This window comes from Pantoea sp. S61 (assembly GCF_016625145.1).
In the GTDB taxonomy this organism is placed as follows: domain Bacteria; phylum Pseudomonadota; class Gammaproteobacteria; order Enterobacterales; family Enterobacteriaceae; genus Pantoea; species Pantoea rwandensis_B.
Genome location: NZ_JACVUO010000017.1, coordinates 1 through 12,801, shown reverse-complemented (window position 1 = coordinate 12,801; position 12,801 = coordinate 1). Strand labels below are relative to the sequence as shown.

General features: G+C 53.1%; 11 protein-coding genes and 1 riboswitch. Of the genes, 9 read left to right on the top strand and 2 right to left on the bottom strand.

The window, feature by feature from the left end:
• Window positions 1-89: 89 nt before the first annotated feature.
• The 5 genes from argC to oxyR all read left to right on the top strand — a co-directional run bounded on the left by argC (window position 90) and on the right by oxyR (window position 5,748).
• On the top strand, window positions 90-1,094 hold the full coding sequence (gene argC / locus IAE30_RS23680; RefSeq protein ID WP_045815742.1) for an N-acetyl-gamma-glutamyl-phosphate reductase: 1,005 nt from the start codon (window positions 90-92) through the stop codon (window positions 1,092-1,094).
• 15 nt (window positions 1,095-1,109) lie between these two features.
• Window positions 1,110-1,883, top strand: coding sequence for an acetylglutamate kinase (gene argB, locus IAE30_RS23675; RefSeq protein ID WP_038644108.1), 774 nt, complete (start codon window positions 1,110-1,112; stop codon window positions 1,881-1,883).
• Between the two features lie 15 nt (window positions 1,884-1,898).
• Window positions 1,899-3,116: an argininosuccinate synthase gene (locus IAE30_RS23670; RefSeq protein ID WP_038644110.1), complete on the top strand. Its 1,218-nt coding sequence runs from the start codon at window positions 1,899-1,901 to the stop codon at window positions 3,114-3,116.
• Window positions 3,117-3,192: 76 nt separating this feature from the next.
• The gene (gene argH / locus IAE30_RS23665; protein WP_200681114.1) at window positions 3,193-4,566 is read left to right on the top strand and encodes an argininosuccinate lyase; all 1,374 of its coding nucleotides are present in this window, start codon (window positions 3,193-3,195) and stop codon (window positions 4,564-4,566) included.
• Window positions 4,567-4,830: 264 nt separating this feature from the next.
• Window positions 4,831-5,748: a DNA-binding transcriptional regulator OxyR gene (oxyR, locus tag IAE30_RS23660; RefSeq protein ID WP_034823715.1), complete on the top strand. Its 918-nt coding sequence runs from the start codon at window positions 4,831-4,833 to the stop codon at window positions 5,746-5,748.
• Here oxyR and sthA read toward each other — a convergent pair.
• Entirely contained in the window at window positions 5,731-7,131 is a 1,401-nt protein-coding gene (gene sthA / locus IAE30_RS23655; RefSeq protein ID WP_038644114.1) for a Si-specific NAD(P)(+) transhydrogenase, read from the bottom strand. The two genes, oxyR and sthA, sit on opposite strands and share 18 nt — an antisense overlap.
• A 194-nt stretch (window positions 7,132-7,325) precedes the next feature.
• Here sthA and fabR point away from each other — a divergent pair, with 194 nt between their 5' ends.
• Together fabR and IAE30_RS23645 are read left to right on the top strand one after the other, a co-directional pair.
• The gene (fabR, locus tag IAE30_RS23650; RefSeq protein WP_034823706.1) at window positions 7,326-7,970 is read left to right on the top strand and encodes an HTH-type transcriptional repressor FabR; all 645 of its coding nucleotides are present in this window, start codon (window positions 7,326-7,328) and stop codon (window positions 7,968-7,970) included.
• An 18-nt stretch (window positions 7,971-7,988) separates the two neighbouring features.
• Window positions 7,989-8,345, top strand: coding sequence for a YijD family membrane protein (locus IAE30_RS23645; protein WP_034823705.1), 357 nt, complete (start codon window positions 7,989-7,991; stop codon window positions 8,343-8,345).
• A gap of 36 nt (window positions 8,346-8,381) precedes the next feature.
• On the opposite strand, the gene trmA is transcribed toward IAE30_RS23645, so the two are convergent.
• A complete protein-coding gene (gene trmA, locus IAE30_RS23640) occupies window positions 8,382-9,485 on the bottom strand; it encodes a tRNA (uridine(54)-C5)-methyltransferase TrmA (protein ID WP_038644116.1) in 1,104 nt (367 codons plus the stop codon).
• A 111-nt stretch (window positions 9,486-9,596) separates the two neighbouring features.
• Window positions 9,597-9,779: riboswitch (cobalamin riboswitch) on the top strand.
• Window positions 9,780-9,848: 69 nt separating this feature from the next.
• On the opposite strand from trmA, the gene btuB reads away from it, so the two are divergent.
• Window positions 9,849-11,726 carry a TonB-dependent vitamin B12 receptor BtuB gene (gene btuB / locus IAE30_RS23635; RefSeq protein ID WP_200681113.1) on the top strand — a complete coding sequence of 626 codons (1,878 nt, stop codon included), beginning with the start codon at window positions 9,849-9,851 and terminating at the stop codon, window positions 11,724-11,726.
• On the top strand, window positions 11,671-12,522 hold the full coding sequence (gene murI, locus IAE30_RS23630) for a glutamate racemase (protein ID WP_200539234.1): 852 nt from the start codon (window positions 11,671-11,673) through the stop codon (window positions 12,520-12,522). The genes btuB and murI overlap by 56 nt, the downstream gene beginning before the upstream one ends.
• Window positions 12,523-12,801 lie beyond the last annotated feature (279 nt).

Sequence of the window (12,801 nt, the reverse complement as noted above, 5' to 3'; positions counted from 1 at the left end):
GAAGAGTAAAATCATCTGCAAACGGCATCGTGGGCAACGGGGCAAAGCCGCGACCCGGAATGAGTGACTGTAAAAAGGGTTACAGCCTGATGTTGAATACGCTGATCGTTGGTGCCAGTGGTTATGCTGGCGTAGAGCTTGCCACTTACCTGAATCGCCATCCGCATATGAACATAACCGCTTTGGCGGTTTCAGCGCAAAGCCCGGACGCCGGAAAATTACTCTCCGATCTGCATCCGCAGCTGAAAGGCATTGTCGATTTGCCGCTGCAGCCGCTGAGTGAGGCTTCCGAGTGGGCAGACAAAGTCGATGTGGTATTCCTCGCGACCGCGCATGAAGTCAGCCACGATCTGGCACCCGAATTCCTCAAAGCAGGCTGTGTGGTGTTCGACCTTTCCGGTGCGTTCCGTGTCAACGATGATGCTTTCTATACTCAATATTATGGTTTCAGCCATCAGCATCAGGATTGGCTGGATAAAGCCGTATACGGCCTGGCCGAATGGCAGCATGAAAAAATCAAAGATGCGCAGCTGGTGGCGGTACCCGGTTGTTATCCCACGGCGGCGCAGCTGTCGTTAAAACCACTGGTCGAAGCGGGACTGCTTAACGATGCACAATGGCCGGTGATCAATGCCACCAGTGGTGTGAGCGGGGCGGGGCGTAAAGCCAACGTCGGCACCAGCTTCTGCGAAGTGAGCCTGCAGCCGTATGGCTTGTTCAACCATCGTCATCATCCTGAAATCGTGGCACACCTCGGTACGCCCGTGATCTTCACCCCGCATCTGGGCAGCTTCCCGCGCGGAATTCTTTCGACCACCACCTGCCGCCTGAAAGCAGGCGTGACGCAGCAGGATGTGGCGGATGCCTTCCATAAGGCGTATCACGACAAACCCTTGGTTCGCGTGTATGAAAAAGGTGTGCCGGCGCTGAAAGCAGTCGTTGGTTTACCGTTCTGCGATATCGGTTTTGCCATGCAAGGCGAACATCTGATTGTGGTGGCTGCCGAAGATAACCTGTTGAAAGGCGCCTCTTCGCAGGCGGTTCAATGCTTAAACATTCGTTTCGGCTTCCCCGAAACGCTGTCACTGATTTAACGGACGGAAACTGCCATGAATCCATTAATCATTAAACTGGGCGGCGTGCTGCTGGATAGCGAAGAAGCGCTGGCCCGCTTGTTTGATGCGCTGCTGGCCTACCGCAATGAACATCAGCGTCCGCTGATCATTGTGCACGGCGGCGGCTGCCTGGTTGACGAGCTGATGAAGAAGCTCGCTCTGCCAGTGAAAAAGAAGAACGGTTTGCGCGTGACGCCAGCCGATCAGATTGACATTATTACTGGTGCCCTGGCGGGTACAGCGAACAAGACCTTGCTGGCCTGGGCGAAGAAGTATGGCATTGGTGCCGTTGGCTTATGCCTCGGTGATGCGGGGCTGGTGAACGTGGCGCAGTTCGACGAGGAACTAGGCCATGTGGGCAACGCGACGCCAGGTAATCCAGCGCTGGTAAATACCTTGTTGAGCGCGGGCTATATGCCGGTGATCAGCTCCATCGGTATTACTGACGGCGGCGATCTGATGAACGTCAACGCTGACCAGGCGGCGACCGCGCTGGCTGCGACCATTGGTGCTGATTTAGTACTGCTTTCAGATGTCAGCGGTATTCTCGATGGCAAAGGTCAACGCATCGAAGAGATGACGGCCGAGAAAGCACAGCAGCTGATCGATCAGGGCATTATTACTGATGGCATGATCGTTAAAGTGAACGCGGCACTCGATGCCGCACGTACTTTAGGTCGTCCGGTTGATATCGCCAGCTGGCGCCATGCTGAACAGCTGCCAACCCTTTTCAACGGCGTGTCGATTGGCACCCGGATTCTCGCATAATCAAGGATTTAAGACATGAGCACGCAAAACATCAAAAAAATCGTTCTGGCCTATTCTGGCGGTCTGGATACTTCGGCCATCATTCCATGGTTGAAAGAGAATTACGGCGGTTGTGAAGTGGTGGCATTCGTGGCCAACATTGGCCAGGACCCAGCCGATCTGGAAGGCGTTGAGAAGAAGGCGCTGCAGTCTGGTGCATCGGAGTGTCACGTTGCTGACCTGCGTGAAGAGTTCATCAGTGAATACGTTTATCCCGTGCTGCAAACCGGTGCGCTGTACGAAGGCACTTACCTGCTGGGCACCTCAATGGCTCGTCCTATCATCGCGAAAGCGCAGGTTGAACTGGCGCTGAAAGTGGGTGCAGATGCGCTGTGCCACGGTGCGACCGGTAAAGGTAATGACCAGGTGCGTTTCGAAACCACCTATACCGCACTGGCACCACAGCTGAAAGTGGTTGCGCCATGGCGTGAGTGGGATCTGCGTTCACGTGAAGCGCTGCTGGATTACCTGAAAGTGCGTAACATCCCAACTACGGCATCACTGGAAAAAATCTACAGCCGTGATGAGAACGCGTGGCACATCTCTACTGAAGGTGGCGTGCTGGAAAGCCCAGCGAATGCACCGAACAAAGATTGCTGGGTGTGGACCGTTGATCCACTGGAAGCGCCAGATCAGCCAGAGAACGTCACCGTGACCGTTGAGAAAGGTCGTGTGGTGGCGGTAAATGGCGAGAAGCTGAGCCCGTTCCAGTGTCTGGAAAAACTGAACGTGCTGGGCGCAAAACACGGTGTGGGTCGTATCGACATCGTGGAAAACCGTCTGGTCGGTATCAAATCTCGTGGCTGCTATGAAACCCCTGGCGGCACCATTATGGTCAACGCGCTGCGTGCGGTTGAGCAGCTGGTACTGGATCGTGATAGCTTCAAATGGCGTGAGCAGCTGGGCCACGAAATGTCATACGTGGTTTACGATGGCCGCTGGTTTGCGCCGCTGCGTAAATCTATCCAGGCTGCTGCCGAATCCCTGGCAGAAGAGGTGAATGGCGAAGTGGTCCTGCAGCTGTATAAAGGCCACGCCACTGCGATTCAGAAAACCTCGGCGAACAGCCTGTACTCTGAAGAGTTCGCCACCTTCGGCGAAGACGAAGTGTACGATCACAGCCACGCGGGCGGCTTCATCCGTCTGTTCTCTCTCTCTTCACGCATTCGTGCACTGAACGAGCAGAAGAAGTAACACCGCAGCAGATAACACATTTTGCAAGGGCGGCTTCGGGCCGCCCTTTCTTTAACAGAATTCAGGAGTATGAGAGATGGCACTTTGGGGCGGACGTTTTTCGCAGGCAGCAGACCAACGGTTCAAACAGTTTAATGACTCACTGCGTTTTGACTATCGTCTGGCGGAGCAGGACATCACCGGTTCGATAGCGTGGTCAAAAGCGCTGGTGACCGTCAATGTGCTGAGCAACGAAGAGCAGCAGCAACTGGACGTCGCATTGAATGAACTGCTGGCAGAAGTGCGCGCCAATCCAGAACAGATTCTGCAAAGCGATGCCGAAGATATCCATAGCTGGGTCGAGGGCAAGCTGATCGACAAAGTGGGTGCCCTGGGCAAAAAACTGCACACCGGCCGTAGCCGTAACGACCAGGTGGCTACCGATCTGAAACTATGGTGCAAAGAGCAGGTTGCAGTATTACTGGATGCGACGCGTGAGCTGCAATCGGCCTTGGTCGCGACGGCAGAAGCCAACCAAGACGCAGTGATGCCAGGCTATACGCACCTGCAGCGTGCGCAGCCGGTGACCTTTGCACACTGGTGCCTCGCCTATGTAGAAATGCTGGCGCGTGATGAAAGCCGTCTGCAGGATACGCTGAAGCGCTTAGACGTGAGCCCGCTGGGCTGTGGCGCACTGGCCGGTACCGCGTATGAAATCGATCGCCAGCAGCTGGCGGGTTGGTTAGGCTTCGCATCTGCCACACGCAACAGCCTCGATACCGTGTCTGATCGTGACCACGTGCTGGAGCTGTTGTCGGATGCCTCAATCGGTATGATTCACCTTTCACGTTTCGCAGAAGACCTGATTTTCTTCAACACTGGCGAAGCGGGCTTCCTTGAGCTGTCTGACAAAGTGACGTCAGGCTCATCACTGATGCCGCAGAAAAAGAACCCGGATGCACTGGAACTGATTCGCGGCAAATGTGGCCGTGTACAAGGCGCACTGACCGGCATGATGATGACACTGAAAGGCTTGCCGCTCGCCTACAACAAAGACATGCAGGAAGACAAAGAAGGCCTGTTCGATGCACTCGATACCTGGGTTGATTGTCTGCACATGTCGGTACTGGTGCTGGACGGCATTCAGGTGAAACGCCCACGTTGCCAGGAAGCAGCAGAGCAGGGCTACGCTAACTCCACGGAGCTGGCGGACTATCTGGTGGCCAAAGGCGTTCCGTTCCGTGAAGCGCACCACATTGTCGGTGAAACCGTGGTTGAAGCGATCAAGCAGGGCGTGGCGCTGGAAGCGTTAAGCCTGGCGCAATTGAAGCAGTTCAGTGCGGTGATTGAGGATGACGTCTACCCGATTCTGTCGCTGCAATCCTGCCTCGACAAGCGTAATTCACAGGGCGGTGTGTCGCCTCAGCAAGTCGCATTTGCCATCGCTGAAGCGAAAAAGCGTTTGGCATAAAAAAAGAGCGGGCTCCTTTTCGGTAGCCCGCCAACCTCTAGCTTCAGAAATACATATTGTTATAGGCACATCATCAAGGGCTGGCACTCCCGGCCAACACTATGATTTTTCGAGCTCATCGCAGGTGATGCTCGATGTCATCTCAACTTCATTTTCAATATTGCTTGCTATGGCCGGTATTATTCCTGTTCATCGCTTGATAGGGCTAATCGTTCATTGCTATTCTATCTATCGCCACGGGCTATCGTGGTTTGGAGGAAATCAATGAACATTCGTGATCTGGAGTATCTGGTTTCGCTTGCGGAGCATCGCCATTTTCGGCGTGCAGCTGATGCTTGTCATGTCAGCCAACCTACCTTAAGCGGGCAGATTCGTAAGCTGGAAGATGAGCTCGGTGTGATGCTGCTGGAGCGAACCAGCCGGAAGGTGTTATTTACCCAGGCTGGATTGTTGCTGGTGGATCAGGCGCGAACCGTGCTGCGCGAAGTGAAAGTGCTGAAGGAAATGGCGAGTCAGCAGGGCGAGGCGATGTCCGGTCCGCTGCATATTGGCCTGATTCCGACAACGGGCCCGTATTTGTTGCCGCAAATCATCCCAATGCTGCACCAGACTTTCCCCAAACTCGAAATGTACCTGCATGAAGCGCAGACGCAGCAACTGCTGGCACAGCTCGATAGCGGCAAACTGGATTGTGCCATTCTGGCGCTGGTGAAAGAGAGCGAAGCCTTTATTGAGGTGCCGCTGTTTGACGAGCCGATGAAGCTGGCGATCTACAAGGATCATCCATGGCACGATCGCGATCGTGTGCCGATGTCTGATCTGGCGGGTGAAAAGCTGCTGATGCTGGAAGATGGCCACTGCTTACGTGATCAAGCCATGGGCTTCTGCTTTGAAGCCGGTGCGGATGAAGATACCCATTTCCGCGCAACCAGCCTGGAAACGCTACGCAACATGGTCGCGGCAGGAAGCGGTATTACTTTGCTGCCATCGCTGGCGGTGCCGAATGAGCGTGTGCGAGATGGCGTGTGCTATTTGCCGTGCTACAAGCCAGTGCCACAACGCACGATTGCTCTGGTATATCGTCCAGGATCACCTCTGCGCAGCCGCTATGAGCAGCTGGCAGAAGCAATCAAAACCCATATGCAGGGTTATCTGGATACGTCGTTAAAACAGGCGGTTTAAGCCGTTGAGCGCCGCAACGCGATAGGCCTCGGCCATTGTCGGATAGTTGAAGGTGGTATTCACGAAATACTCAATCGTGTTGCCGCCGTTCTTCTGCTCCATGATGGCTTGCCCGATGTGAATAATTTCTGCTGCACGCTCGCCAAAGCAGTGAATGCCCAAAATCTCTTTGGTTTCACGATGGAACAGAATCTTCAGGCTGCCCACGTGCATCCCCACAATCTGCGCACGAGCCAGATGTTTAAACTGCGCACGACCCACTTCATAAGGCACTTTCATCGCGGTTAACTGCTGCTCGGTTTTACCCACTGAGCTGATTTCCGGAATGGTATAAATCCCGGTGGGAATATCTTCGATCAGATGTGCAGTGGCTTCACCTTTAATGATCGCCTGCGCGGCAATACGGCCCTGATCGTAAGCGGCGGAAGCCAGACTCGGATAACCAATCACGTCGCCAACGGCATAGATGTGCGGTTGAGCAGTCTGGTACATGCTATTCACTTTCAGCAGACCACGACCATCGGCTTCTAACCCGACATTTTCCAGCGCCAGTGAATCCGTGTTACCGGTACGACCGTTAGCGTACAGCAGGCAATCCGCTTTCACTTTTTTGCCTGACTTCAGGTGCATGATCACGCCGTCACTCACACCTTCAATCTTCTCAAACTCTTCGTTGTGACGAATCACCACGCCGCTGTTCCAGAAGTGGTAGGAGAGCGAATCTGACATTTCCTGATCGAGGAACGCCAGCAAACGATCGCGCGTGTTAATCAAATCAACTTTGACGTTCAGGCCACGGAAAATCGACGCGTATTCACAACCAATCACACCGGCACCGTAGATGATCACATGGCCAGGTTCATGATGCAGGTTGAGGATGGAGTCGGAGTCGTAAATGCGTGGGTGCGTAAAGTCGACGTCGGCAGGATGATAAGGACGTGAACCGCACGCAATCACGAATTTTTCTGCGGTTAGGCGTTCGCGGGTGCCATCGGGCTGTTCAACTTCGATAGTGTTGGCATCAACAAAATGGGCATCGCCCTGATAAATCTCACAACGGTTGCGTTCGTAAAATCCCTGCCGCATGGCCGTTTGCTGACTGATAACGTTTTCGGTGTGATTCAGAATGTCAGCAAATGAGGAGCGCAGGAGTCGGGTGTGATCGCTATAAAGAGGGTTTTGATTGAACTCGATAATACGGCTGACAGCGTGACGTAGAGCTTTGGAGGGGATGGTCCCCCAGTGAGTACAACCGCCGCCGATATTATGGTAGCGTTCGATCACTGCAATGCGCGCTCCCTGCTTCACCAGGCCCATTGCCGCACCTTCGCCGCCTGGACCTGAGCCAATCACAATGGCATCGTAATCGTAAGACTTTTGCATACCAGTACGTCCTATTTTTCTATCACATTTTTACAACGAGATTCTAACATCTCACCGCGCACATCTGAATTCTAACAGCGAAAAATCCCCAGTTTTGACAAAGCGTGAGGTACACAGGCGGTCACAAACTTTGCGCCACTGTACGCTGAAAAGTTTGTTATAGTGCCTTCCAGATCACTCAAAAGGCCGGGAAAATGGGCGTCAGGGCGCAACAGAAAGAACGTACAAGACGTACGCTGATTGAAGCAGCCTTCAGTCAGTTAAGTGCAGAAAGGAGTTTTGCCAGCCTGAGTTTGCGTGAAGTTGCGCGTGAAGCCGGGATTGCACCGACCTCGTTTTATCGTCACTTTAAAGATGTGGATGAACTGGGTCTGACCATGGTCGACGAAAGCGGCCTGATGTTACGCCAGTTGATGCGTCAGGCACGCCAGCGCATTGCCAAAGGCGGCAGCATCATCAAGACCTCCGTTTCCACATTTATGGAATTTATCGGGAACAATCCCAACGCTTTTCGTCTCTTACTACGCGAGCGCTCCGGAACATCGGCCGCGTTCCGTGCCGCAGTTGCGCGAGAGATTCAGCACTTTATTGCTGAGCTCGCTGATTACCTTGAGCTGGAAAATCGCATGCCGCGCAGCTTTACCGAAGCGCAAGCCGAAGCCATGGTGACAATCGTGTTCAGCGCCGGTGCGGAAGCGCTGGATGTGGATATCGAACAGCGTCGCAAGCTGGAAGATCGCCTGGTGCTGCAATTGCGTATGATCGCTAAAGGCGCTTATTACTGGTATCGCCGGGAGCAGGAACGTCTGGCGGTTACCCTGGAAAAACCCGAAGAGTAATGTGACAAGGATAATGAAATGATTGAGCAAAACCCTCGCGATAAAGGAACCCTGTTACTGGCTTTTATCACCGGTTTAGCGATCAACGGCTCCTTTTCGGTGCTGTTCAGTACGTTTGTGCCTTTTTCGATATTTCCGCTGATCGCCCTTGGCCTCGCGGCCTGGTGTCTGCATCAGCGTTACCTTAACCGCAACATGCCCGATGGCATGCCTTCACTGGCTGCGGCGTTTTTCCTATTGGGTATTTTGGTGTACAGCGCGCTGGTTCGCGCTGAATATCCGGATATCGGTTCCAACTTCATTCCGACCATCCTGATGGTGGCACTGGTGTTCTGGATTGCCACACGCTTCCGCCGCGCCAGGAACAAGAGCTAAATACAACAACGGGAACCGCAGGGTTCCCGTTTTGTTTTACGCTTTACGCGTGAGCCAGACACCGCATTCCATATGATGGGTGTAGGGGAACTGGTCAAACAGCGCCAGCCGCGACACGTCATGCGTTTCACTTAGCGTGGCGAGGTTATCGCACAGAGTTTGCGGATTGCAGGAGATATAAAGAATGCGCGGATACGCCTGCACCATCTTCACGGTTTCCTCATCGAGTCCACTGCGTGGTGGGTCGACAAAGATGGTCTCGCACTGATAGCTCTTCAGGTCGATCCCTTCCAGGCGATTAAAGCTGCGTACGCCATTCATCGCCTGCGTAAACTCTTCCGCCGCCATGCGGATAATCTGCACGTTAGCGATATGGTTGGCGGCAATGTTGTACTGCGCTGAGGCCACAGATGGCTTGGCGATCTCGGTTGCCAGTACACGATGGAAGTTACGCGCCAGCGCCAACGAGAAGTTGCCGTTGCCGCAGTAAAGTTCCAGTAGGTCACCACGCGAACCTTTGGTCACATCCAGCGCCCATTCCAGCATTTGAATGTTCATCGCCGCATTAGGCTGAGTGAAGCTGTTCTCTACCTGACGGTAAATCATCTCTTTGCCCGCTACAGGCAGGCATTCATCAACGTAATCGCGATCGAGGCAGATTTTGGTTTTGGTCGCACGACCAATCAGCTGCACATCAATACCTTCGGCACGCAGCTTGTCACGCAGTATCGTGGCGGCTTCTGTCCACTCCGCTTCCAGCTTGCGGTGGTAAAGCAGCGAGATCACAATCTGATTGCTCATGGTCGACAGGTAGTCAATCTGGAACAGCTTGAAACGCAGCACCGGGTTATCACGGATCGCGTCGATCAGCTTTGGCATCAACTGATTGATCAATTCGCTCGCCGCTGGGAATTGATCCACACGGATGCGCTGCTTGGTCTCTTGATCAAAGATGATGTGATACAGATCGTCGCCATCATGCCAGATGCGGAATTCGGCGCGCATACGATAGTGGCTGACCGGTGAGCGGAACACCTCCACGTCAGGCGCGGCAAAGGGCACCATCATCGCCTGTAAACGGCTGACTTTTTCCGCCAGTTGCGCGTCGTATTGTTCAATTGGGAGTTGTTCGGGTGTCATCGTTCATCCTGGTAATAAGCCTGCTTGCCGGGCGATTGTAGGCATTCACCTGCTGATGTCCAGTTCTGTGAAAAGATGATGGCGAGCAGTCTGGATTCGCGGCCTGCTTAACCGTAGACTGCGACAGCCGGCCTCCTTGAGTTAAAAGGGAATCCAGTGTGAATCTGGAGCTGACGCGCAGCGGTAAAAGAATGTCATGGTGATGGTATCGACAAACACTGTCCTGCGGGATGGGAAGTTTTTCACCATTTATGATTCTCAGCCCGAAGACCTGCCGGTGTGTCGTCGCAATCACTACAACCATCGCGTGCTATCGGTTGTAGGCCTGCGGCATCCTGCTTCGTCTTTTGGATGCTTACAACAATGAATAAAAGCAAAACTACGCTGTGTGCCTTCAGTGCAACGGCGCTTTCACTCTGGGCTGCGTATGGCTACGCTCAGGATGATGATACGCAAATCGTCACCGCTAACCGTTTCGCCCAGCCGGTTTCATCGGTGCTGGCGCCAACCACCGTTGTCACCCGTGAAGAAATCGATCGCTGGCAGGCAAAAAGCCTGACTGATGTGATGCGCCGTTTACCGGGCGTGGATATCGCACAGAACGGTGGCCTTGGTCAATCCAGCTCAATGTTCATTCGCGGTACCAACTCCAGCCATGTGCTGGTGCTGATTGACGGCATTCGCCTCAATCAGGCGGGTATTTCTGGTTCATCTGACCTGAGCCAGATACCGCTGTTACTGGTGCAGCGCATTGAATATATCCGTGGCGCGCGTTCAGCGGTTTATGGTTCGGATGCGATTGGCGGGGTGGTGAACATTATTACCGGCCGCGATAAAGCAGGTACCACGCTGACGGCGGGTGTCGGTTCCAATGGCTACCAAAGTTATGATGGTTCCACGCAGCAAATGCTGGGCGATGCCACAAAACTCACCATGGCGGGTAATTATACCTACACCAGGGGTTACGACGTGGTGGCCAACTTGCCTGACGTTTACGGCGATCCCGCGCAGAAAGATCGCGATGGTTTTATGAGTAAATCGATATACGGTTCACTGGAGCATCAGTTTAGTGATGAACTGAGTGGCTTTGTGCGTGGTTATGGTTTTGATAATCGCACGGCTTATGATGGTACCTATAGCTATGACAGTAGTTTCAATCTCCTGGGATTAGCTGATACACGCCAACTCTACAGCCAGACCTGGGATACCGGGCTGCGATTCAACCATGACATCTATTCAACTCAGTTAATTGCCAGCTATAGCCGCAGTAAAGACTATAACTATGATCCACGTGTCGGCCGATATGGCCCAGCCACCACGCTTGATGATAGTAAACAGTACAATCTGCAGTGGGGTAACACGCTGCAATTAGGTCAAGGCACGGTCAGTGGTGGCGTAGACTGGCAGAAACAGACTACGGAACCAGGCACTGCTTATGTAACCAATAGCACTGAACTGCGTGACACCGGTATTTATGCCACCACTCAGCAAAAGTTTGGCGACGTAACCGTTGAAGGTGCAGTGCGTGGTGATGACAATAGCCAATTCGGTTGGCATACCACCTGGCAGACGGGGACATCTTGGGAATTGGTTGACGGCTATAGCGTGTTCGCCAGCTACGCAACCGCTTACAAGTCGCCACAGCTCGGGCAATTGTATGGCTCCTATGGTAACAGCGATCTGAAACCCGAGCAGAGTAAGCAATGGGAGGGGGGCTTTGAGGGGCTTACAGGTCCAGTGAACTGGCGTGTTTCTGGTTACCGTAATGATATCGACAACCTGATCGATAGCGACCCATCCACCTATATTTATTACAACATTGATAAAGCGCGTATTAAGGGCGTTGAAGCCACGGCATCATTTGATACGGGCCCATTAAGCCATCAAATCTCTTACGACTATGTTGACGCACGTGATGCAGCAACTAACCAGCAACTCGTACGCCGTGCCAAACAACAGGTTAAGTACCAGCTTGATTGGACTCTCTATGACTTCGATTGGTCTGTGACATATCACTACCTTGGCGATCGCTACGATACCGATTACAACCACTCCTATACTGCACAACGTATTAAATTAGGCGGTGTAAGCTTGTGGGATCTCGCAGTCTCGTATCCGGTCACATCACAACTCACCGTTCGTGGTAGAATTGCCAACCTGTTCGATAAAGACTACGAGACAGTGTATGGCTATCCAACTCCAGGAACGGAGTATTACCTCAGCGCCAGCTACAGCTTCTGATCTGCGTCCCACCGTGCTGGTGTTTGACTCCGGCGTCGGTGGGCTCTCCGTCTATGATGAGGTCCGGCAGTTATTGCCGGATCTTCACTATTTATACGCCTTTGATAATGAAGGTTTCCCTTACGGTGAAAAAACCGAAGACTTTATTGTCGAGCGTGTGGTTGCTGTGGTTGAGGCGATGACAAAACGCTTCCCGCTGGCATTAGTCATTATTGCCTGTAACTCGGCCAGCACCGTTTCTTTACCTGCACTGCGTGAGCGATTCGAGTTTCCTGTTGTGGGTGTTGTGCCGGCGATTAAACCTGCCGCTCGTCTCACGCGTAATGGTGTCGTGGGATTACTGGCAACACGCGGCACGGTAAAACGTCCTTATACTCATGAGCTGGTGGCGCAGTTTGCGCGCGAGTGCAAAATTGAAATGCTGGGTTCTGCTGAACTGGTAGAGCTGGCGGAAGCGAAACTGCATGGTGAAGAGGTGGAACTCTCTGATGTGCGCCATGCTGTGCAACCCTGGCTTCGCATGAAAGAGCCACCTGACACTGTCGTCCTGGGATGTACGCACTTCCCTCTATTGCGTGACGAGCTGCAAATGGTACTGCCTGAAGGCACGCGGTTAGTGGATTCCGGTGCAGCCATTGCACGCCGCACAGTATGGTTATTAGAACATGAAGCGCCGCACGCCGTTTCTTCTGGTCAGAATATGGCATTCTGCACGCTGATGGATGAGGAGGCGGTGCAATTATCACCGGTTCTACGGCGTTATGGCTTCCCATTGCTGGAAAAACTGGCGATTTAGTGGGGTTTCGACGAAAAAAACAGCACTCAGAATTTAATTTGCATTTAGCGCTTGTCAGCCAAAAAGAAATCCCTATACTGCGCCTCCACTGACACGGAACAACGGCTTACGAAGCGAAGTGTTCAGGAGGTGGTCTTCAAGGCAACCTTCAGAAAAGCAAAAAATAAATGCTTGACTGAGAATGCGGAAGGCGTAATATACGCATCCCGCGCCGCTTGAGAAATCGCGGCACTGCTCTTTAACAATTTATCAGACAATCTGTGTGGGCACTCGCAGGAT

Excerpts from the sequence above, each read along its gene's own strand:
- argC (WP_045815742.1), top strand. The coding sequence starts at position 90 with ATGTTGAATACGCTGATCGTTGGTGCCAGTGGTTATGCTGGCGTAGAG.
- argB (WP_038644108.1), top strand. The coding sequence starts at position 1,110 with ATGAATCCATTAATCATTAAACTGGGCGGCGTGCTGCTGGATAGCGAA.
- IAE30_RS23670 (WP_038644110.1), top strand. The coding sequence starts at position 1,899 with ATGAGCACGCAAAACATCAAAAAAATCGTTCTGGCCTATTCTGGCGGT.
- argH (WP_200681114.1), top strand. The coding sequence starts at position 3,193 with ATGGCACTTTGGGGCGGACGTTTTTCGCAGGCAGCAGACCAACGGTTC.
- oxyR (WP_034823715.1), top strand. The coding sequence starts at position 4,831 with ATGAACATTCGTGATCTGGAGTATCTGGTTTCGCTTGCGGAGCATCGC.
- sthA (WP_038644114.1), bottom strand. The coding sequence starts at position 7,131 with ATGCAAAAGTCTTACGATTACGATGCCATTGTGATTGGCTCAGGTCCA.
- fabR (WP_034823706.1), top strand. The coding sequence starts at position 7,326 with ATGGGCGTCAGGGCGCAACAGAAAGAACGTACAAGACGTACGCTGATT.
- IAE30_RS23645 (WP_034823705.1), top strand. The coding sequence starts at position 7,989 with ATGATTGAGCAAAACCCTCGCGATAAAGGAACCCTGTTACTGGCTTTT.
- trmA (WP_038644116.1), bottom strand. The coding sequence starts at position 9,485 with ATGACACCCGAACAACTCCCAATTGAACAATACGACGCGCAACTGGCG.
- btuB (WP_200681113.1), top strand. The coding sequence starts at position 9,849 with ATGAATAAAAGCAAAACTACGCTGTGTGCCTTCAGTGCAACGGCGCTT.
- murI (WP_200539234.1), top strand. The coding sequence starts at position 11,671 with ATGGCTATCCAACTCCAGGAACGGAGTATTACCTCAGCGCCAGCTACA.